Origin of the sequence: Pseudorhodoferax sp. Leaf274, assembly GCF_001422445.1 — a bacterium.
In the GTDB taxonomy this organism is placed as follows: Bacteria; Pseudomonadota; Gammaproteobacteria; order Burkholderiales; family Burkholderiaceae_C; genus Pseudorhodoferax.
In genome coordinates this window covers 281,201-301,772 of record NZ_LMNA01000028.1, presented here as the reverse complement: position 1 = coordinate 301,772, position 20,572 = coordinate 281,201, and the positions used below count along the sequence as shown (strand labels likewise).

Sequence of the window (20,572 nt, the reverse complement as noted above, 5' to 3'; positions counted from 1 at the left end):
CGCCAGCCACACCCGCGCCGCCTTGACAGGCCATTTCCCGGCTGCCTACATTACTAACCGGTCAGTCATTAAGAATGGTCGAACCCTCCCACTCCCCCCGCGCCAAGGCTGCCGTCAGGCACGCCAGGCGCAAGGACGCCCGCCCGAGCGAACTGCTGGACGCGGCGCTGGACCTGTTCGTCGAAAAGGGCTTCGCCGCCACGCGGGTGGAGGCCGTGGCCGCGCGGGCCGGCGTCTCCAAGGGCACGCTGTTCCTGTACTTCCCGAGCAAGGAAGAGCTGTTCCGGGCCGTGGTGCACGAAAACCTGTCGACGCGCTTCGCCGACTGGAAAGCCGAGTACGAGACCATGGACGGCAGCGCGGTGGAGATGCTGCACCATGCGCTGCAGTCCTGGTGGACGCGGGTGGGTGCCACCAAGCTCACCGGCCTGACCAAGCTGGTCATGAGCGAGGCGCAGAACTTCCCCGAGGTGGCCGCCTGCTACCACGCCGAGGTGGTGCGGCCGTCGCAGCAGCTGCTGCGCGGCCTCATCCAGCGCGGCATCGACCGCGGCGAGTTCCGCGCGCTCGATGCCGAATACGCCGTCTACAGCATCACCAGCACCATCCTCTACCTGGTCATGCACAAGCATGCGCTGAGCCTGGTTGCCCCCGTGCCCGAGCAACTGATGCCGGAACGCTACATCGCCTCCCAGCTGGACATCATCCTGCATGGACTGTTGCAGCCCGGCCAGGCACCGGCCTCTAGAATCCCGGCTCTGTCGTGACTCCGCGTCCCCTGCTACGCCCCCCCGAAAAATGAATTCCGCCGAAATCGAACTCAGCCGTTTCAACATGATCGAGCAGCAGATCCGCCCCTGGGATGTGCTGGATCCCGCCGTGCTGGAACTGCTGGGGCAGGTGCGGCGCGAACAGTTCACGCCGGCCGCACTGCGCGGCCTGGCCTTCATGGACACCGAGGTGCCGCTGCGCACCCCGCACGAAGCGGCCCTGCGCCAGGGCCACTGCATGCTGGCCCCGCGCGTGGAGGCGCGCAGCGTGCAGGACCTCAAGCTCAAGAAGACCGACCGCGTGCTGGAGATCGGCACCGGCTCCGGCTATTCCGCCGCGCTGATGGCCAGCCTGGCCGCCAGCGTGCTGACGCTGGAGATCGAGGCCGCGCTGGCCGAGACCGCCCGCGCCAACCTGCGCGAGGCCGGCATCGCCAACGCCGAGGTGCGCCATGCCGACGGTGCCAAGGGCGCCGCCGCCGATGGCCCGTTCGACGCCATCTTGCTGAGCGGTTCGGTGGCTGCCGTGCCGCCGGCGCTGCTGCAGCAGCTCAAGCCGGGCGGCCGGCTGTTCGCCATCGTCGGCGGCGAGCCGATGATGCGCGCCCAGGTCATCACCCGCGTGGGAGAGGGCCGCTTCGAGACCGCCTCGCCCTGGGACGCCATCGTGCCGCGCCTGCAGAACTTCGCGGAACCCTCGTCCTTCCAGTTCTGAGACCATGATCGACCACGTCACCCCCGCCCTGCTCGGCGATTGGCAGCAGGGCAAGGCTTCCGAAGGACAGGTCACCGTGCTGGACGTGCGCGAACCTGCGGAGCTGGCCGTGGCCAGCGTCCAGCCCGATGGTTTCGCCGTGCTGGCGATTCCGATGGGCGAGATCCCGGCCCGCCTGGCCGAGCTCGACCCCAGCCAGCCCATCGCCTGCCTGTGCCACCACGGCGCGCGCAGCATGCGCGTGGCGCAGTTCCTGGTCCAGCAGGGCTTCGAGCACGTCGCCAACATCAGCGGAGGCATCGACGCCTGGTCGCAGCAGCGCGACCCATCCGTTCCCCGTTACTAGGACGAAGGCAGGCCATGGTGCAGACGAGAAAATACAAGATCGCACTCCGGCGCAGCACCTCCAGCCTGCTGCTCCTCTCGGCTTTGGGCGTGGTGCCGGCGGCGTCGGCCCAGACGCTGGTGCAGTTGTTCGAGGCGGCACGCGCCACCGATGCCACTTACCAGGGCGCCCGCGCTCAGTACGACGCCAACCTGGCCAAGGCCGACCAGTCGCGCGCGCTGATCCTGCCCAGCGCCAACCTCACGGCGGGCGCGTCGCGCAACACCTACGACAGCACCACGCCGCCCGTCGACGGCACCTACACCTCGTTGACGGCCAGCATCGGTGCCACGCAGCCGCTGTACCGGCCCGGCAACTGGGCCGGCTACGAGCAGGGCTTGAAGCTGGCCGACATCGCCGGTGCCCAGCTGCTGGTGGCCGAGCAGGAACTCGTCATCCGCGTGGCCCAGGCCTATTTCGACGTGCTGGCCGCGCAGGACACGCTCGCCTTCGTGCAGGCGCAGAAGACGGCCGTGGCCGAGCAACTGGCCTCGGCGCGGCGCAACTTCGAGGTGGGCACCGCCACCATCACCGACACCCGCGAGGCCCAGGCCAGGCACGACCTGGTCATGGCCCAGGAGATCGCCGCCGCCAACGACCTGCGCGTGAAGAAGCTGGCGCTGGACACCGTGGTCAGCCGCACCGACGCGCGGCCCACGCCGCTGGCCCAGCCGGTGCCGCTGCCCGCACTGGCGGGCGATGTCGAGGGCTGGGTGCAGCAGGCCGAGGGCCATCCCGTCGTGCTGCAGGCCCGGATCGGCGTGGATGTCGCGCGGCTGGAAACCGAGAAGGCGCGCGCCGGCCACAAGCCCACGGTCGACCTGCAGGCCAGCTACGGCGTCAACCGCTACCCGCAGGGCTATCCGAGCAACAGCCTGGCCTTCGGCACCCGCCAGAACCAGGCCGTGCTGGGCGTGCAGATGACGGTGCCGCTGTTCGCCGGCTTCTCGGTGCAGAACCGCGTGCGCGAGACCCTGTCGCTCGAAGAGAAGGCCGCGGCCGACCTGGAGGCGGCACGGCGCACCGTGGTGCAGAACACCCGCACGGCCTATTTCGGCGTGATGTCGGGCAAGGGCCAGGTCGAGGCCCTGCAGGCCGCCGAGGCCTCCAGCCAGAGCGCTCTGGACGCCAACAAACTGGGCTACCAGGTGGGCGTGCGCATCAACATCGACGTGCTGAACGCGCAGAGCCAGCTCTACCAGACCAAGCGCGACCTCGCCCAGGCCCGCTACAACGTGCTGCTGGGCGACCTGCGCCTGCGCCAGGCCAGCGGCAGCCTGCGCGCCGAGGACCTGCTGGCCATCGAGGCCCTGCTGGTGCGCTGAGCATCTCGCAGAAATCTGCGTAGTACAGCCATCGTCGACCGCCGCAACGCGAAAGGCCGGCACCGCGAGGTGCCGGCCTTTTTTCGTGGCGTGGCGTGGCGCTCAGCCGTTCACGCGCTGAAACGCCGCTCGGGCAAGGGAATGAACTCGCGTTCGCCCGGCACGCGGCCGAAGCGGCCGGCCTCCCAGTCGTCGGCCGCCTGCACGATGCTCTCCTTGCGGCTGGCCACGAAGTTCCACCACATGTGGCGGTGGCCCAGTGGCTCGCCGCCGATCACGGCGACGCGCGCCGGCGCGGTGCTGTGGATGGCCACGCCGGCGCCCGGGCGCAGCACCGCCATCTGGCGCGGGGCCAGCGCCTCGCCGTCCACGGTCAGCGCATGGTCGACGGCGTAGACCGCCAGCTCGGGCGCCAGCGGCGGCAGCACAAAGCTGGTGCCGCCCTTGAGCGCCACGTCCAGGTACACCGTCTCCGAGAAGGTGGTCACGGGCGAGACCTTGCCGAAGGCCTGCCCGATCAGCACGCGCACCTGCACGCCGTCGACGCTCAGCTCCGGGATGCTGCCGGCCGGCGTGTGCTGGAAGCTCGGCGCATCGTGCTCGTTGGCCTCGGGCAGCGCCGCCCACAGCTGCAGGCCGTGGTTCACGTAAGCCTGCTGCGCCAGCCGGGCCGGCCGGCGCTCGGAATGCGCGATGCCGCGGCCGGCCGTCATCCAGTTGACCGCGCCGGGCTGGATCTCCTGCTCCGAGCCCAGGCTGTCGCGGTGGAAGATCGCGCCCTCGAACAGGTAGGTCACCGTGGCCAGGCCGATGTGGGGATGCGGCCGCACGTCGTGGTTGTCCTCGGGCCGCTGCTCGGCGGGCCCGAAATGGTCGAAGAACAGGAAGGGGCCGACCGCCTGGCGTTTCGCCGCCGGCAGCAGGCGGCGCACGGTGAAGCCGCCGCCCAGGTCCTTGTCGTGTCCGTTCAACAGCAGTTCGATGGCCATGCGTGTGCACTTTCTGATCGTGGATCGGGGCAGTGTAGTCAGCGCCGGTCGATGCTGAGCCGCCCTGCGCCGAATGCCACAAAGGCCAGTAGGCCGCCCGTGATCGCCACGTTCTTCATGAACATCAGCTGCTGCACCATGGCCTTGTCGGCAGGCAGCGCCCAGTACTTGTGGAAGAAGAACGAGGCCGCCAGCGTGAACAGCGCCAGCACCAGCGCCGCCAGGCGCGTCTTGAAGCCGAGCAGCAGCGCCAGCCCCAGGCCCAGCTCGACCACGATGGCCAGCGCCGCGCCCACCTGCGGCAGCGGCAGGCCGACCGAGCCGATGTAGCCCACGGTGCCGGCGAAACCGGTCAGCTTGCCGAAACCGGCCGGGATGAACAGCACGGCCAGCAGGATGCGGCCGAGCAGCGCCAGGCCATCCTGTGCCGGGCTGGGGGAAAGAGAGGTCGAGGTGTTCATGTCGTGCTCCGTGTGGAAACCCAAGGGAAACGGCCTGCGCACCACCCTGGCGCGCAGGCCCCGCAGTATCAGGCCGCGAGGTCGAAGACCAGCACTTCGGCGTCTTGCCCGCCCGACAGCGCCAGCTGCGACTCGCCCTGCAGCAGCGCGGCATCGCCGGCCAGCAGGCGCTGGCCGTTCACGTCCAGCGCGCCGCGCACCAGGTGCACGTAGCCCTTGCGCGCCGGGTCCAGGGCCAGCGTGGCGGCCTCGGCGCCGTCGAACAGGCCGGCGTACAGCGCGGCATCGGCATGCACCGTCACCGAGCCGTCGGCACCGTCGGGCGAGGCCACCAGCCGCAGCCGGCCGCGCTTCTCGTCGGCCTCGAAGCGCTTTTGCTCGTAGCTCGGCGCGATGCCGTTCCTGGCCGGCTCGATCCAGATCTGCAGGAAGTGCGTGGTCTGGTCCGGCGCATGGTTGAACTCGCTGTGCATCACGCCGGTGCCGGCGCTCATGCGCTGCACGTCGCCGGGCGGGATGCCCTTGACGTTGCCCAGAGTGTCCTTGTGCGCCAGTTCGCCCGACAGCACATAGCTGATGATCTCCATGTCACGGTGGCCGTGGGTGCCGAAGCCCTTGCCGGGGGCGACGCGGTCTTCGTTGATCACGCGCAGGTTGCCCCAGCCCATGTGCGCCGGGTCGTGGTAGCCGGCGAACGAGAAGCTGTGGTGGGACTTGAGCCAGCCGTGGTCGGCATGGCCCCGGTCGGCGGATTTGCGCAGTGTCAGCATGTGGGGCTCCTTGGTTTGACGTGCGCCAGGCGGCGCATGGCGAGAACTTTAGGTGGCGGGCATTCAAAGACAATGCACGCGAATTCGCGTCATCATTCAAAGCCACTGAACAAAGCCATGCCCATCCACAGCCCTCCCAGCCCCCGCGACGTGCTGACCCCCGATGCGCTGGCCATGCTGCAGGCCATCTCGGTGTCCGGCAGCTTCGCGGCGGCCGCCCGCGCGCTGGGGCTGGTGCCCAGCGCGCTCACCTACCGCGTGCGCCAGATCGAGGATGCACTGGACGTGCTGCTGTTCGACCGCAGCTCGCGCCAGGCCCGGCTGACCGAGGCCGGCGCCGAGCTCATGCGCGAAGGCCAGCGCCTGCTGCACGAGATCGACGCGGTGGCCAACCGCGTGCGCCGCGTGGCCACGGGCTGGGAGCCCCAGCTCACGCTGGCGGTGGACAGCGTGATCTCGCGCACCACCATGCTCGACCTGTGCGAGGCCTTCTACGCCACCGCGCCGCCCACGCGCCTGAAGATCCGCGAAGAAGTGCTCTCGGGCACGCTGGAGGCGCTCGTCACCGGCCAGGCCGACCTGGCCATCGGCGTCGTCACCCACGGCGGCGCGATCCGCGACCTGCAGGTCAAGCCGCTCGGCAAGATGCGCTTCGTCTATGCCATGGCGCCGCACCACCCGCTGGCGCAGGCCGACGAACCGCTGCCCGACGCGCTGGTGCAGCAACACCGCGCCGTGGCGGTGGCCGATTCGGCGCAGCGCGCCAATGTGACGCTGGGCCTGCTGGGCGGGCAGGACGTGCTGACCGTGCCGACCATGCGCGCCAAGCTCGAGGCACAGCTGCGTGGGCTGGGCTGCGGCTTCCTGCCCGAGAGCCTGGCCCGCCCCTACATCGACACCGGCCGCCTGGTGGCGCGCCGCGTGCAGCAGCCCGAGCGCATCGTCGACGTGGGCTACGCCTGGCATGCCGCCTCCAGCGGGCTGGGCCTGGGCCGCGCCGTGCAGTGGTGGCTGCAGCAGCTGGAAAGCCCGGCCACGCGCGCGGCGCTGCTCAATGCCCTTCATGCGGGTTGATGCGGGTTGATGCGGGTGGGTGCGCCGGGCAAAGCCCCGCGCCCACCGTGTAGAGTCGGCCCATGAACACGCGCACCCGGCCCACAAGATCCACAACATCCGCCGCGCCCGCGCGGCGCATCGCCGTCATCGGCGCTGGCATCGCCGGCATCGCCTGCGCGCGCACGCTGGCGCAGGCCGGCCACAACGTGCAGGTGTTCGAAGCCAACACCGTGCCCGGTGGCCGCATGGCCACGGCCGACACGGCCTTCGGCAGCTTCGACCACGGCGCCCAGTACTTCACCGTGCGCGACACGCGCTTCGCCCAGGCGCTGGAGCAAACGGCCAAGACCATGTGCCGGCCTTGGAGCGCCAACACCGTGCACGTGCTGGACCCCTATGGCCGCGTGGCCGCCGCCGCGCTGCCGACCGGCGAGCGCCACTGGGTGCCGGCGCCCGGCATGCAGGCCCTGCCCGCGCACTGGGCCACGCCGCTGGCCGTGGAGTTCGGCACCCGGGTGACCGGCATCGCCCCCGACCGGCTGCAGCCGCAGCAGTGGCAGCTGACCACCGAAGGCATGCTCGGCACGCCGGATGCGCAGCGCGTGTTCGGCGGCTTCGTGGACGTGGTGCTGGCCGTGCCGTCGGTGCAGGCGCTGCAGCTGCTGCGCGCCAGCAGCCTGGCGCCGGCCCTGCAGGAGCGCATGGCCGCCGTCAGCGTGGGCCCGTGCTGGACGCTGCTGCTGGCCTTTCCGCAGGCGCAGCAGGTCGGCCTGCCGCACCTGGGGCCGCAGTGGAACGCGGCGCGCAGCACCCACCACCGCATCGCCTGGCTGGCGCGCGAGAACTCCAAGCCCGGCCGCGGCACCATCGAACGCTGGACCGTGCAGGCCTCCACCGCCTGGTCGGCCGAGCACCTGCAGGACGACCCCACCCGCGTGCAGGCCAAGCTGCTGCGCGCGTTCGCCGAAGTCACCGGCATCCGCGCCGCGCCGGCCTTCGCCACCGCCCACCTGTGGCACCAGGCCCAGACCCTGGCGCCGCTGGGCGCAAGCCATGTCTGGGACGAAGCGCTGCGCATCGGCGTGGCCGGCGACTGGTGCCTGGGCCACCGCGTCGAGGACGCCTTCGTCTCGGGCCTGGAGCTGGCGCTGCAGATGGCGTGAACCCCGCGCCACGCCCCCTGCCGCACCCGTACACCGGCCGCTTCGCGCCCTCGCCCACCGGGCCGCTGCACGCCGGATCGCTGGTCGCCGCGCTGGCCAGCTGGCTCGACGCCCGCGCCCACGGCGGCCGCTGGCTGGTGCGCATCGAGGATGTGGACACCCCGCGCTGCCCGCCCGGCGCCGACGCATTGGTCCTGTCCCAGCTGGCCGCCTGCCAGCTGCTGCCCGACGAGGCCCCCACCTGGCAGTCCCGGCGCGGCGCCCTGTATGCGGCGGCGCTCGAGCGCCTCGTCGCCGCCGGCCATGCCTACCCCTGCGCCTGTTCGCGCAGCGAGATCGCGCTGGCCCAGGCGGCCGACCCAACCCAGCGCCACGGCGAGCTGGTGTACCCCGGCACCTGCCGCAACGGCCTGCACGGCCGGCGCGCGCGCGCCTGGCGCCTGCGCACCGACCGTGCGGCCCCGGTGGCCTGGCAGGACCGCCGGCTCGGGCCGCAGCAGCAGGACGTGCAGGGGGCCGTGGGCGACTTCGTGCTGCGCCGCGCCGACGGCCTGTGGGCCTACCAGCTCGCGGTGGTCGTGGACGATGCGGCCCAGGGCATCACCGACGTGGTGCGCGGCGCCGACCTGGCCGACAACACGCCGCGCCAGATCCTGCTGCAACGCGCGCTGGGCCTGCCCAGCCCCCGCTACCTGCACACCCCGCTGGTGCTGGCGGCCGACGGAGAGAAGCTGTCCAAGCAGAACGGCGCGCAGGCCCTGGACCTGCGCGACCCTGCCGCCGCGCTGCAGGCTGCCGCCGGCCGGCTGGGCCTGCCGCAGGCCGCGGGCAGTCCGGCCGAACGGCTGGCCTGCTGGACCGCGGCGTGGGCCGCGGTGGGGACAGCCTGCGGGCCGGCGCATGAACCGCTGTAGGGACGCCACACGGACTGCCGCTTCACCCGCAGTTCGGCGCACCACGCACCCGCCGCGCCACCCCCGGCAAACTTCGATTTAGTTTTTTCCTGCGATTGACCGCCTTGTCCAGGTACGGGCGCAACAGTGGCCTGTACCCCATCAACCGCAAGGAGTAACCACCATGCTGAGCCTGCACACCAACGCGGCGTCGCTGACCGGTCAGAACACGCTGACCTCGACCAACAAGGCACTGACCACCTCGCTGACGCGCCTGTCCACCGGCTACCGCGTCAACTCCGCCATGGACGATGCCGCCGGCCTGCAGATCGCCACCCGCCTGAACTCGCAGACCCGCGGCATGGCCGTGGCCCAGCGCAACACGCAGAACGGCATCTCCATGCTGCAGACCGCCGAAGGCGCGCTGCAAGAGTCCACCAACATCTTGCTGCGCATGAAGGACCTGGCGACCGAAGCCGCGTCCGACACCGCCAGCACCGACGACCGCACCGCGATCAGCGCCGAGCTGACGGCGCTGGAAGCCGAGCTGACCAACATCTTCACCAACACCTCGTTCGGCGGCCGCACGCTGTTCACGGGCACCAATGCGCTGACCACCGCGACGCAGTTCCAGATCGGTGCCTCCGCCAGCGAAACCCTGACCCTGGCCAGCCTGACCATCCCCACCACGTTCGCCAGCACGGTCACGGCCGTCACCGATGCGGCCACCGGCACCGCGGCGATCACGACGATCGACACCAAGATCACCGAGCTGAGCACCTTCCGCTCGGGCCTGGGCGCCATCTCCAACCGCCTGGACCATGTGTTCAACAACCTGGGCAACATGAGCACCAACACCGAGGCCGCACGCGGCCGCATCATGGACGTGGACTACGCCTCCGAGTCGGCCAACATGACGACCAAGCAGATGCTGATGCAGGCCGGCACCTCCATGCTCAAGCAGTCCAACGCGATGTCGCAACTGGCCCTGTCGCTGCTGCAATAAGCGGCCACGCCGCCCCCTGAAGCCAACCGCGATCCGGTTGGCTTTTTCATGCCCGAATGCCTCGCGCCGCCCACCGATGAACCTGGAGCCGATCTCCGCCGCCAGCCGCGCCGCCGCCATGCGCGCGGCCGCGTCCGGCCCGCAGGAGCGCGCCCCGCCCGACCCGGCCCTCACGCTGCGCCTGGTGCTGGGCGCCGGCGCCGCGGGCGAGAAGCTGGCCCGCGGCGAGCATGGCCAGGTCTACCGGCTCGGCGGCGGCGACGGCCTGCCGCAGTGGCGCGAAGGCCAGACCGTGCTGGTGCAGGTGCTGCGCGCCGGCCCGCCCATGGAAGTGCGCGTGCTCGGCGTGCTGGCGCCCGAAGGCGGCACGGCCGCCGGGCCGCACGACGGCTCCGATGCCGAGCCACCCGCGCTGCGGCCCGACCAGGCCGCCATCCTGCGCCTGGCCGCCGCGTCGAACGACACCATGGCACTGGCCGCCCATTGGCGCCAACGCACGCTGGCCGCGCTGCAGCAGGCGGCCACGCTGGCGCCCGCGCATGCCAGCATCGCGGGCGCCGAAGCCCCCGCCGCATCCGCCGCCCCATCGGCCAATTTGGCGCCAATGGCGCCAGCCGCCGCCAACGCGGCCAATGCCCCCAGCGCCACCGAAGCCGGCCTGCTGCTGCGCGTGCTGCCCTGGCATGGCTGGCCGCTCACCCTGTGGCTGGAGCAACGGCGCTGGACCGGCGGGCCGAACCGCCGCGCACGCCGCCGCGCCGGCACGCGCCTGTGCCTGTCGGTGGCGCTGGCGCCACTGGGCACGGTCGGGCTCCAGCTGGACGTGCTGGACGTGCAGGTCGGCCTCACGCTCACCGTGGCCGACGCCGCCAGCGTCGCGCCGCTGCGCGCGCAGGTCGGCGCCATCGCCGCGCGCATGGGCCGCGCCGGCCTGCGCCTCATGCGCTGCCATGTGCGCCACGACCCCGATGTCGCGGTGCCCGAGGCCGCCACCGCCGTGCCCGCCATCGGCAGCCATGAACTGCCGCTGGCCCTGTTCCGCGCCGGCACCGAGGCGCTGGAAGCCCTGCGCCGCCATGTCGGCCGCGGCATTCGATAAGCGCGCTCTTAGCGCCAGATCAACCGCTCCATCTGCACAACGTGGTATCGAATAACATCCCGACACAGAAGTTGGCACCACCAAAACCATGGCACCGCCTCGTGCCCATGCCGGCGCCAACACCATCGGGAGGCACGATGATCCGTGGGGCAGACCAGATACCCGCTGCGCAGCAGCTGGCTCAGCTGCGTGCCTTGGACGATGTCATGGCCATCGCCGAGTTCTCGCCCGAGGGCACCCTGCGCCGCGCCAACGCGCGCTACCTTGCCCTGCTGGGCTGCACGGCCGACGTGGCCGTGGGCAGCCACCACAGCCGCTGGTGCACGCCGGCCACGGCCGTCAGCACGGAATACGCCGAGCTGTGGCAGGCCCTGCGGCGCGGCCAGGCCCAAGCCGGCCCGGTCGAACGCGAGCGCCACGACGGCAGCAGCTGCTGGCTGCAATCGACCTACGCCCCCGTGATGGACGCCGGCGGCCAAGTCACCGAAGTGCTGGAAGTGGCCGCCGACGTGACCGAACGCCTGCTGCGCGAGCGGGCCGACGCGGCCCACCTGCGCCGCCTCTCGCTGGCGGCCGACACCACCGATGCCGCCATCGTCATCACCGACGCGCAGGCGTGCATCCTCTATGTCAACGCCGGCTTCACGCGCATGCTGGGCTGGCGCGCCGACGAGGTGGCGGGCCAGAACGCCGTGGTGTGGCTGATGTCCAACCAGGACCCTGTGGCCATCGAGGCCTTCCGCGCCACGCTGCGCGCGGGCCGGCCCGTGGAGCGCGAACGCATCGCCCTGGGCAAGAACGGGCACAGCCGCTGGGTCAAGATCATCAGCCACCCCATCTTCGACGACCACGACGGCCGGCGCTACACCGTCTCGGTCTACACCGACATCACGTTGGCCAAGACCCACGCCGCGCTGCAGCACCGCGTGCTGGAGGCCATGGCCCGCGAACGGCCGCTGGCCGAGGTGCTGGAGCTCATCTGCCGCCAGGTCGAGCACCTGGCGCCCGAGGTCAGCGCCAGCATCCTGGAGGTCGACGAGCAGGGCCGGCTGCACCCGCTGGCCGCGCCCAGCCTGCCGGCCAGCTATTCGCAGCACATCGAGGGCCTGCCCATCGGCCCGGGCGTCGGCTCCTGCGGCACATCGGCCTGGCGCAACGCGCCGGTGATGGTGGACGACATCGCCACCGACCCGCTGTGGGCCCCCTACCGCGACCTGATCCTGCCGCTGGGCTACTCCGGCTGCTGGTCCACCCCCATCCGCGACAGCCAGGGCGGCGTGCTGGGCACCTTCGCCTTCTACTTCCGCCAGCCGCGCAACCCGGCGGGCGCGGCATTCCACCAGCGCCTGGTGGACAGTTGCACCCACCTGTGCGCGCTGGCGCTGCAGCGCGAACGCACGCGCCAGCACATCCGCCAGCTGGCCTTCTACGACAGCCTGACCGGGCTGCCCAACCGCAGCCTGCTGCACGCCAAGGCCGACCAGGCCATCGCCGCCACGTCGCGCAACCGGGAAATGCTGGCCGTGCTGTTCGTCGACCTGGACCGCTTCAAGCAGGTCAACGACTCGCTCGGCCACCCGGCCGGCGACGCCGTGCTGCGCCACGCCGCGGCGCAGTTGCAGCTGGAGCTGCGCGGCTCCGACATCGCCGGGCGCCTGTCGGGCGACGAGTTCGTCGTCGTGCTGCCGCAATGCGACGCCGAACACGCGGCCGAGATCACCACGCGGCTGCAGGCCCTGCTCGCCACGCCGCTGGCGGTGGCGGGCACCACGCTGTCGGTCACCGCCAGCGTGGGCGTGGCCATGTTCCCGGCCGACGGGCGCGACATGGACGCGCTGCTGCAGCGTGCCGACATGGCCATGTACCAGGCCAAGAGCGGCGGCCGCGGGCGATTCCGCTTCTTCAGCGCCGACATGAACGACCTGGTCCAACAGCAGCTGGCGCTGGAGACCGCGCTGCGCCAGGCCATCGGCACGGCCCAGATGCAGCTGCACTACCAGCCGCAGATCGACATGGCCAGCGGCGCCCTGCACGGCGTGGAGGCCCTGGCGCGCTGGAGCCACCCCGTGCTGGGCGAGATCGAGCCCGCGCGCTTCATCCCGCTGGCCGAAGACTGTGGCCTGGTCGCCGACATCGGCCGCTGGGCCCTGCGCGAAGCCTGCCGCCAGCTCGCGCGCTGGCGCGGCGAAGGGCTGCTGGTGCCCTCGGTCTCCGTCAACCTCTCGCCCACCAGCTTCCACGACCGCGAACTCACCCGCACCATCGCCGACCTGCTGGCGCAGCACGCGCTGGCCCCGCAGGACCTCATGCTGGAGCTGACCGAAAGCGTGCTGCTGGACACCAACCCCAGCACCCTGCAGACCATCGCCGACGTGCGCGCGCTGGGCGTGCGCATGTCGATGGACGATTTCGGCACCGGCTACTCCAGCCTGAGCTACCTGCGCCGCCTGCCCGTGGACGAGATCAAGCTGGACCGCAGCTTCGTCGCCGACCTGGAGAGCGACGGCGCCGCGCGCGCGCTGAGCAACGCCGTGCTGGAGATCGGGCGCAGCCTCAAGCTGACGGTGGTGGCCGAGGGCGTGGAGACGGCCGCGCAGGACCAGTTGCTGCGCGCGCAGGGGTATGGGGTGGCGCAGGGGTACCTTGTGGCGCGGCCGATGGCGGGCGATGCGCTGGGGGGCTGGCTGGCCGGCGCAGCGCAGGGCTGAGCCCTGCGCGCCCACCATCCCGGCCGTGCCGCGCCTGCGCGGACCCGGCAGATGGCCCTGCGCCTACTGCGGAGCGTGGCAGACGGCCTCGATGTTGTGCCCATCCGGGTCGAGCACGAAGGCGCCGTAGTAGTCCGGGTGGTAGTGCGGCCGCACCCCGGGTGCGCCGTTGTCCCTGCCGCCCGCCGCCATGGCCGCGGCGTAGAACGCATCGACCGCGGCACGCGACGGTGCGCGGAACGCGATGTGGAGCGGCGGCTGGTTCGGCCTGCCCGTGCTGATCCAGAAATCCGGCTTCGGCGGCTCGCCAAAGCCTGCCGTGTCGGTGTGGCCCGTGACGGCCGCCGACAGCTCCATGACCATCGCGTAGCCCAGCGGGGCCAATGCGCAGGCGTAGAAGGACTTGCTGTTGGGGAAGTCGCTGACGGTGATGCCGGTGTGGTCGATCATGGGGTGGGGGGTAGGCTGGGGTGGGTTGAGTTGATGTGCAAGCTGCTGACTGGCCAGATGCAAGAGGTTCGAGCCCATCGATCCCGGATCGACCGCGGGCGTCTGTTTGCTGGAGGTGGATTGGGCTTCGAGGATGGTCAGGCGTTGTCAAAACAAGTTTTTGGCCCGCCGACTCATGGCATTTCAACGACCGTCACCTTGTTCCGATCGGGTAGCTGTGGGTATTGGGTCCCCGGGAAAATCTGTGAAAACAGTTGTTCCAGCGCGTTTCTTGTCTCCGTCACGAAATAAGCGATCTCTAGATTGGTCGCCGTCTTGTTTCCAATGATGGTGTTCGCGTGAAAAGTGGGCTCCTGCTGCCGATTCAACAACCTGGAATCCTGAAACCATTGATCGTTCGAAGACGCGAACGATATGCGCACCGTCGTCAGGCCCGGGTCGAAATGCAGGTGCTGCATCGCGTTGGATTGAAGGATCTGCGCCGCCAACTCGGGCAGCGTCGGCTCGAAAGGCGCATAGACATCGAGAGAAATGATAGGCATGTTTTCTCCTTGGTCGGCGTGTTGTCGGTTCCGCGATGTCCCATCGTTGCCAGTAAATCCGCGTCACTTGCGCGCAAACCATCGCGCGATCAGGACTGTCATGCCGACTGCTCTCACGGGCGCTGCACATCATATCTGAGGCGCTACCAGTAAAAACTAGAGCAGCGCGGCCAGCCCATGGACGTCCGCTCGATGGAATGGTCAAGCGCACGCTACCTGCGCCGTCGTTCCATGGCAAGAGCCGAGGGCTCGAAACCCAACGGGAAAAGAACTCCGCTGCGCCCTCGCGACCGGCGCGGAGTACCCTTCATGGCACCTCACGTCTGATTTCAGCGGACGCCGAAAGCGGTCCAATGGAAAGAAATATTAGACATTGCGCGCACCGACGTCACTTCGACCGCATGACGCAGTAGCAAGCCTCAGCAGCAGAAAGTACGTCGGCAACGCTGGCAAGGTCTTGCCGCGTTGCTAAACGGAACTGCATCACCAATGTCTAGCGTTCGAATATGACGCGAACCGTCTGTGCGGTTGGTTGGTCGCCGCTCCAATTCTTGGCGGTAGTGCATACAGAATGGCTTTTGGGATTGAACTGAAGTCCTTGATAACCTGAGAAGTCTCCCATTGACCCGGCGTTGAGAACGCCGCCGTACTTGAGAACGTTTGGCGAATTCGGATCGTGCGGATTCGAACCACTGGCCAGGTACGAAACCCGTTCTACACCCGCTCGACTCGAAATCTTTATTTCTTTGATAGACGCTCCAGCAGGAAGTACCACACAAGCAGTCTCGCATCGGGACCAACTTCCTCCATTGAAGTCGTTGATGACTCCTGCAATCGAGCCACCTTGAAAGGCGGCCTGCTGGAAAGACTTGTCAGCCCCCTTGCCCATTGTCATGCTGGAGACCGCGCATCGTGCGATGCATTTCCCGGCGCCGGCGTCCCGGCCAGCCTGCTGATACCGTCGAGCCCATGCCAAAGGCGACCGCCTCACCCGCCCCAAGCGAACTGCCCACCTTCGCCATCGCCGCGGCGCTCGCGCTCGCCGCCGCCGTCTCGCTCGGTCTCTCGCGCTTCTCCTACGCGTTGCTGCTGCCGCCGATGCGCGCGGACCTCGGGTGGAGCTACACGACGGCCGGTGCGATGAACACGGTGAACGCCGCCGGCTACCTCGTCGGCGCGCTGCTCGCGCCAGGATGGTTGCGGCGCTATGGCGCTCGACGCGCGCTGCTCGCCGGCGGCATCGGCTCGGCAATCCTGCTGGCCGCGCACGGCATGGTGACGGGCGACGCGGCGCTCTATGTGCTGCGCGCGCTGACCGGTGTCGCCAGCGCGGCGACCTTCGTCTCGGGCGGCCTGCTCGCGGCGCGTCTGAGCGGACGCGCCCCGCGCGCCGGCACGGTCGCGCCGTCGCCCGGCCTGGTGCTCGGCATCTACTACGGCGGCACGGGCGTCGGCATCGTGCTCTCGGCGCTGCTGGTGCCGCCGCTCAGCGCGATGCCGCATCCGCACGCGTGGCACGGCGCGTGGATCGCGCTCGGCGTTGCGGCGCTGGTCGCGACGGCCATCACGGCGGCGGCAACGCGCACGCTCGATCCGGCCGGCGCGGCGCCGGCCGGCGGCAGCGGCTTCGTGTGGCCGCGCTTCGCGGCCGGCCTCGCCTCGTACTTCCTGTTCGGACTCGGCTACATCGGCTACATGACCTTCGTCGTGACGCTGCTGCGCGAGCAGCATCTCGGCAGCGTCGCGATCACGGTGTTCTACGCGCTGCTCGGCGTCGCGGTGCTCGGTTCGTCGTTCGTCTGGGCGGGGCTCCTGCAGCGCCACCGTGGCGGCGGTGCGATGCGGCTGCTGAACGCGCTGCTCGCGGTCGCGACGGTGCTGCCGGTGGCGAGCGCGCACCCGGTCGCGGTGTTCGCGTCGGGCGTCCTGTTCGGCGGCGTGTTCCTCTCGGTGGTCGCCTCGACGACCGCGCTGGTGCGCCATAACCTGCCAGCTGCCGCCTGGCCGGCCGGCATCGCGGCCTTCACGATCGTGTTCGCGGCCGGGCAAATCGTCGGGCCGACGCTGGTGGGCCTCGTCGCCGACGGCGCCGGTGGCCTGCGCGGCGGGCTCGCGTGTTCGGCGGCAGTGCTGCTGCTCGGCGCGGGGATCGCGTGGGGGCAGAAGCCGCTGGCGAACGCCGCGGGCTGAGCCGCCGGGTCGAGGAACTATCCTCGGCATCTCGATCCATCCCAATCGTCGACGATGACCTTCCCGCTCACCCGCCTTCGCTCGTTCTTCGCCCTCACCCTTGCGTCGGTCGCGCTGTCGGCGCTGGCCGCGGCACCCGCCGCCGACAAGCCCGTCCCCGACGTGCCCGGCGCGCAGGACCACCCGCTGATCAAGCGCTTCACAGGCTCGTCGCTCGTCGGCTATCGCTACAGCGACTGGGAGCAGATCACGCTGCCGACCGGCATGGCTGTCGCCGACAAGAAGATGAAGGAGAGCGTCACGCTCGAAGGCAAGGTGACGAAGCTCGTCTACCTCGCGCCGCGCGGCAAGAGCCCGCTCGAAGTGCAGCGCAATTACGAGCAGGCGCTCACGGCCGCCGGCTTCAAGCGCAAGTTCGCCTGCGAGAAGGATTGCGCCGACCTGTACTTCGCCTGGTTCGACACCTTCAACGTCGTGACCGGCTTCAAGTGGGCGGACGGCAGCATCACGACGCCGAGCGGCAGCCGCTACTCGATGTACGGCGCCATCGCGCCCGAAGAAGGCCGCTTCCTCTACGGCACGATCGCCCGCGGTGGCGCGGATGTGCACGTGCTTCTCTACACCGGCGTCGCAGCGAACCCGACCACCGAAACAGCGGGCACGACGCTCATCATCGTCGAGCCGAAAGCGATGCCGACCGGCCAGGTCACGGTCGACGCGAAGGCGCTGCAGACCGGCCTCGCGGCCGACGGGAAGATCGCCCTTTACGGCATCTACTTCGACACCGCGAAAGCCCAGCTCAAGCCGGAGTCGAATCCGCAGCTCGAACAGATGGCGAAGCTCCTGCAATCGCAGCCGTCGCTCAAGGTCTACATCGTCGGCCACACCGACAACCAGGGCGTGCTCGACGCCAACCTCGCGCTCTCGCAGCAGCGCGCGCAAGCCGTGGTCGCGGCGCTTAGCGGCACGTACAAGGTCGACGCGAAACGTCTCGTCGCGAAGGGCGTGGCGAACCTCGCGCCGGTGGCCTCGAACGCGGCCGAAGACGGCCGTGCGCGCAACCGGCGCGTCGAACTCGTCGTGCAGTGAACGCAGGCGCGGTTCAGGCGCGTGCCCAGCGTGCGTTGCTCGCGCCCATGAACGCGCCGAAGCGTTCCCTCTCGGCATCGAGCCTGAGCCGCAACGCCGGCTCGATGCCCTTGCCCGAAGCGCGCCCGATCACCGCCTGCAAGCGCCACTCGAGCATCGCGACATTGCCCCAGCCGATCACGCGCTCGCCCCAGAGCAACGGCAGCGCGTAGTAGCCGAGCTTCCTCTTCGGCGCGGGTGTGTAGGCCCCGACCCGATACGCCCAACCCCAGAAGAGCTCGAAGCGGCGCCGGTCCCAGACGACCGGGTCGAACGGCGTCAGCAGGCGCACCCGATCGTCGGTGCCCCCAGCGCGACGCGCCCGGCTTCTCGTCGGCCGGCCAGTGCTGGCATAAAGCCATGGTGGCGATGGCCAATAAAGCAAGCGCATCCCGTGGGGCCGTACTCGCGCGCGCTGGCCAGTTCGACCCCGACCATGTGCTGCAGATGCCCGCAGCGCAGCAAAAGCCGCAACCGGTACGAATTGATTCTCTGAGTCGGAGGTGCGATGGCAGATACCCACCACAGATCAGACCGGCGGCAGGGGAACTCGATAACCCTTGCGTGCTTCAATCACGTCGAGTGAGTGGGGTCCTGCCGAGCGGCTCGTATCTGGGGGCTTGGACCATTGGCCGAAAAAAGCCTGTCTGTCGATGTGCAGTCTGTCCCTTTTGCGGTGGCTTGTGAATCCATCGTGCATCTGCGATCAATGAATACGAATGCCGTCAATCAAGAAGAGAGCCGCTGTTGAAAAGGGCAAGTCCCTGTAGACCGTTTAGGCCTATCTGTCATTTGGCAACCACCGTGAGCAGCGTTTCTCCGGTGGCCACGAGAACTTCCGTTCCTTCCGATAGCGCATACAGCTCGCAAGACGTAAATACCTGGGACTTTCCAGGCTTGATGCCTCGCGCCCTTGCTGAGAAGCGCTCCCCGACTGCGGGACGAAGGCAGTTCACAGAGAAGTGGGAGGCCAACAAGTTGTGGCCCGCCATTGTGGCTGCCGCATCACCGCATGCTGTGTCGACCAAGGCCCCCACAACGCCAGCATGCATAAATCCAACGTACTGGCCGACCTCAGCGCGCCATGGCATTTCGATGACAACCCGCCCAACCTATGCTTCAACAACTTCAATTGCACACCAACGATTAAATGCAGCGAGTGCATTGAGAGATCTCAGAGATTCGAGCGGCGGACAGTCTTGGCTCATACATTTACCTCAACTGTTTTGGACGAAACAAGCCTAGCCGAGGGGCAACCTTCGGCTCGTCACACCCGCGACAACGGAGATAGGCGTGCTGCCACGCCCGAAAGGCCTAACGCTGGAATTCAGCGGGCGCCGAAGGCGTCCGCTGCAATGACCTGTTAGCAGGTGGACTGTCATTCATTTCGTGCTCGCCTCCACTTGCTTTTTAGCCTTCGTGCGCTCGAAAGCCTCGGTGATTGACTGCGCATGGGCAACGGGCAGCTCCATGCATGCTGGCTGGGCATTGTTCAGCAATGCGACAGCGTCTGCGGCGGAGCGGCTACCTATTGTTTTTCCGATAATTTCAAGTTCGGAAGTTACGAATTCCGAGTTCGTGAGTGCCAACGCCATTCCACGGTACGTCATACCCTGAGACAGGAACGGGCTGGGACCTCTTCCTTGCTGATTGCTGCTCGCCTCGGATATCTGAAATAGCCAGATAGAGAATAGAACAGCGAAGTAGTTTGGCCGCGATCTCTGGGTTCTGAAGAGGCTGGGCTCGCGCGGTCGCAAAGCAACCAAGCAAGAAAAGTACGGTGGCAGCGCGCTTCATTGCGATTGTCCTGCTAACGTGGAATTGAGGGGCAGACGGAGCGAAGCGCAGGGAACCACAAGCGCAGCTTGTGGCTGTCCCTCTCGACTGCAAAGTTAGACCATACTGGCAAAAGCATGTGCTTAGCCATTCAGTGCCTGCGGATCTTTGTTGTTTCTGCCGAAAGGAGCAACAAGGTACAAAAATAGATGAAGTTTGGCTGCCCGAGAAGAGAAAATGATAAGCCCTCAGGATGATTTGCCAAGTACGAAAAAGCAAATATGAGGCACACCGCAAGCAGACTGCTGCCGAGCATTGGTCCATAGCTGACAACGTCATTTTCTGGGAGACTTGAATTTAAACGAGTCACTCCAATTATCCAGTAGAAAACCATTGCATAAGCCATTGGACCAAAAACGAGCAGTAGGGCCATTTCCCAAGATACTGGGTTTCTCATCAAACCACCATCTGTTGCCTTAATCATCAATGACAAGATTACAAACGCAGTTAAGACTGGACGTGTATTTGTTTTTTCGAGGACACCAAGTATTTCGGTAAGCATATGACAGCGTCTAACGTTCGAGCTCAGCGGACGGCGAATCCATCCGCTGGAGCGAAATGTTAGACCTGAGTTTGGATTGCATATACCAAGAATTCCGCGCCATTTAAGTCAATCACTTTCCGCCAAACATGCTTGCGATTCGGGACTTCCACAAAGTCGCTTCGATAGGCTTTGCTGCTTAGTTCCTTTCGCAGCGCTACCGTCAGCCCTGGCAGCGCGTTGTCTGGAAGATCACCCGACCACGCAGATACGAAACCTCTGAAATTGCTGTAGCTGCCCTGCACAACGCAGGAGGCCCCTTTGAAGGTCGCGATGTATGTGTACAGCGGCATTGGTCTAACGTTTGAATTCAGCCGACCAGCCAGCGAAGCTGGCGCAGGTCGGCTGCAATGAAAGGTTAAGCCTCATCTGCGAACCGAGCGCAAAGACGCTCGCAGGAGGCTTTGACACGACACTCATAAACCCCCCAAGTCTCATGAATTTCCAGATCGCGCTGCGCAAGCCAAGTTGAGGCGCAAAACTCACGAGCTGACTCTTTTGGAATGTGGTCCGTCTCGGAATCGATCACAGCAAACAGCATGAAG

Annotated in this window: 22 protein-coding genes; 12 read left to right on the top strand and 10 right to left on the bottom strand. The window is 68.1% G+C overall.

Annotation, left to right across the window (positions count from 1 at the left end; all coding sequences use genetic code 11):
• Positions 1-74: 74 nt before the first annotated feature.
• From ASF44_RS25280 to ASF44_RS25265, 4 genes are read left to right on the top strand one after another with little or no spacing between them, the layout of a single operon-like run.
• Positions 75-767 carry a TetR/AcrR family transcriptional regulator gene (locus tag ASF44_RS25280; RefSeq protein ID WP_056902009.1) on the top strand — a complete coding sequence of 231 codons (693 nt, stop codon included), beginning with the start codon at positions 75-77 and terminating at the stop codon, positions 765-767.
• A gap of 31 nt (positions 768-798) precedes the next feature.
• Positions 799-1,485 (top strand): protein-L-isoaspartate O-methyltransferase, encoded by a 687-nt coding sequence (locus tag ASF44_RS25275; protein ID WP_056902008.1) that lies wholly within the window; start codon positions 799-801, stop codon positions 1,483-1,485.
• A gap of 4 nt (positions 1,486-1,489) precedes the next feature.
• A complete protein-coding gene (locus ASF44_RS25270) occupies positions 1,490-1,831 on the top strand; it encodes a rhodanese-like domain-containing protein (RefSeq protein WP_056902007.1) in 342 nt (113 codons plus the stop codon).
• 14 nt (positions 1,832-1,845) lie between these two features.
• On the top strand, positions 1,846-3,195 hold the full coding sequence (locus ASF44_RS25265) for a TolC family outer membrane protein (protein WP_056902006.1): 1,350 nt from the start codon (positions 1,846-1,848) through the stop codon (positions 3,193-3,195).
• Between the two features lie 110 nt (positions 3,196-3,305).
• On the opposite strand, the gene ASF44_RS25260 is transcribed toward ASF44_RS25265, so the two are convergent.
• From ASF44_RS25260 to ASF44_RS25250, 3 genes are all read right to left on the bottom strand, one after another.
• Complete coding sequence (locus ASF44_RS25260) at positions 3,306-4,184, bottom strand: pirin family protein (protein ID WP_056902005.1); 879 nt, start codon at positions 4,182-4,184, stop codon at positions 3,306-3,308.
• Positions 4,185-4,222: 38 nt separating this feature from the next.
• Positions 4,223-4,645 (bottom strand): DoxX family protein, encoded by a 423-nt coding sequence (locus ASF44_RS25255; protein ID WP_056902004.1) that lies wholly within the window; start codon positions 4,643-4,645, stop codon positions 4,223-4,225.
• A 68-nt stretch (positions 4,646-4,713) separates the two neighbouring features.
• Complete coding sequence (locus ASF44_RS25250) at positions 4,714-5,415, bottom strand: pirin family protein (RefSeq protein WP_056902003.1); 702 nt, start codon at positions 5,413-5,415, stop codon at positions 4,714-4,716.
• A gap of 117 nt (positions 5,416-5,532) precedes the next feature.
• On the opposite strand from ASF44_RS25250, the gene ASF44_RS25245 reads away from it, so the two are divergent.
• The 6 genes from ASF44_RS25245 to ASF44_RS25220 all read left to right on the top strand — a co-directional run bounded on the left by ASF44_RS25245 (position 5,533) and on the right by ASF44_RS25220 (position 13,340).
• The gene (locus ASF44_RS25245) at positions 5,533-6,489 is read left to right on the top strand and encodes a LysR substrate-binding domain-containing protein (protein ID WP_056902002.1); all 957 of its coding nucleotides are present in this window, start codon (positions 5,533-5,535) and stop codon (positions 6,487-6,489) included.
• Positions 6,490-6,551: 62 nt separating this feature from the next.
• Complete coding sequence (locus ASF44_RS25240; RefSeq protein WP_056902001.1) at positions 6,552-7,634, top strand: NAD(P)/FAD-dependent oxidoreductase; 1,083 nt, start codon at positions 6,552-6,554, stop codon at positions 7,632-7,634.
• A complete protein-coding gene (gene gluQRS, locus ASF44_RS25235) occupies positions 7,631-8,548 on the top strand; it encodes a tRNA glutamyl-Q(34) synthetase GluQRS (protein ID WP_056902000.1) in 918 nt (305 codons plus the stop codon). The genes ASF44_RS25240 and gluQRS overlap by 4 nt, the downstream gene beginning before the upstream one ends.
• A 163-nt stretch (positions 8,549-8,711) precedes the next feature.
• Entirely contained in the window at positions 8,712-9,533 is an 822-nt protein-coding gene (locus ASF44_RS25230) for a flagellin (RefSeq protein WP_056901999.1), read from the top strand.
• A 76-nt stretch (positions 9,534-9,609) separates the two neighbouring features.
• Positions 9,610-10,632 carry a hypothetical protein gene (locus ASF44_RS25225; RefSeq protein ID WP_056901998.1) on the top strand — a complete coding sequence of 341 codons (1,023 nt, stop codon included), beginning with the start codon at positions 9,610-9,612 and terminating at the stop codon, positions 10,630-10,632.
• 137 nt (positions 10,633-10,769) lie between these two features.
• Complete coding sequence (locus tag ASF44_RS25220; protein ID WP_056901997.1) at positions 10,770-13,340, top strand: GGDEF and EAL domain-containing protein; 2,571 nt, start codon at positions 10,770-10,772, stop codon at positions 13,338-13,340.
• A gap of 63 nt (positions 13,341-13,403) precedes the next feature.
• On the opposite strand, the gene ASF44_RS25215 is transcribed toward ASF44_RS25220, so the two are convergent.
• The 3 genes from ASF44_RS25215 to ASF44_RS32125 form a co-directional block, all read right to left on the bottom strand.
• Positions 13,404-13,790, bottom strand: coding sequence for a VOC family protein (locus ASF44_RS25215; protein ID WP_056901996.1), 387 nt, complete (start codon positions 13,788-13,790; stop codon positions 13,404-13,406).
• Positions 13,791-13,963: 173 nt separating this feature from the next.
• Positions 13,964-14,332 (bottom strand): hypothetical protein, encoded by a 369-nt coding sequence (locus tag ASF44_RS25210; protein ID WP_056901995.1) that lies wholly within the window; start codon positions 14,330-14,332, stop codon positions 13,964-13,966.
• Between the two features lie 493 nt (positions 14,333-14,825).
• Positions 14,826-15,227 (bottom strand): hypothetical protein, encoded by a 402-nt coding sequence (locus tag ASF44_RS32125; RefSeq protein ID WP_156374681.1) that lies wholly within the window; start codon positions 15,225-15,227, stop codon positions 14,826-14,828.
• 74 nt (positions 15,228-15,301) lie between these two features.
• Here ASF44_RS32125 and ASF44_RS25205 point away from each other — a divergent pair, with 74 nt between their 5' ends.
• Complete coding sequence (locus ASF44_RS25205; RefSeq protein ID WP_056901994.1) at positions 15,302-16,522, top strand: YbfB/YjiJ family MFS transporter; 1,221 nt, start codon at positions 15,302-15,304, stop codon at positions 16,520-16,522.
• A 54-nt stretch (positions 16,523-16,576) separates the two neighbouring features.
• The gene (locus ASF44_RS25200; RefSeq protein WP_056901993.1) at positions 16,577-17,611 is read left to right on the top strand and encodes an OmpA family protein; all 1,035 of its coding nucleotides are present in this window, start codon (positions 16,577-16,579) and stop codon (positions 17,609-17,611) included.
• A gap of 13 nt (positions 17,612-17,624) precedes the next feature.
• Here ASF44_RS25200 and ASF44_RS25195 read toward each other — a convergent pair whose 3' ends face one another.
• From ASF44_RS25195 to ASF44_RS32115, 4 genes are all read right to left on the bottom strand, one after another.
• Positions 17,625-18,041: a DNA glycosylase AlkZ-like family protein gene (locus ASF44_RS25195; RefSeq protein WP_156374680.1), complete on the bottom strand. Its 417-nt coding sequence runs from the start codon at positions 18,039-18,041 to the stop codon at positions 17,625-17,627.
• 397 nt (positions 18,042-18,438) lie between these two features.
• Positions 18,439-18,747, bottom strand: coding sequence for a PaaI family thioesterase (locus ASF44_RS32995; RefSeq protein ID WP_255358227.1), 309 nt, complete (start codon positions 18,745-18,747; stop codon positions 18,439-18,441).
• A gap of 285 nt (positions 18,748-19,032) precedes the next feature.
• The gene (locus ASF44_RS32120; protein WP_156374679.1) at positions 19,033-19,239 is read right to left on the bottom strand and encodes a hypothetical protein; all 207 of its coding nucleotides are present in this window, start codon (positions 19,237-19,239) and stop codon (positions 19,033-19,035) included.
• A 338-nt stretch (positions 19,240-19,577) separates the two neighbouring features.
• Complete coding sequence (locus ASF44_RS32115) at positions 19,578-19,988, bottom strand: hypothetical protein (RefSeq protein WP_156374678.1); 411 nt, start codon at positions 19,986-19,988, stop codon at positions 19,578-19,580.
• Positions 19,989-20,572: the final 584 nt, after the last annotated feature.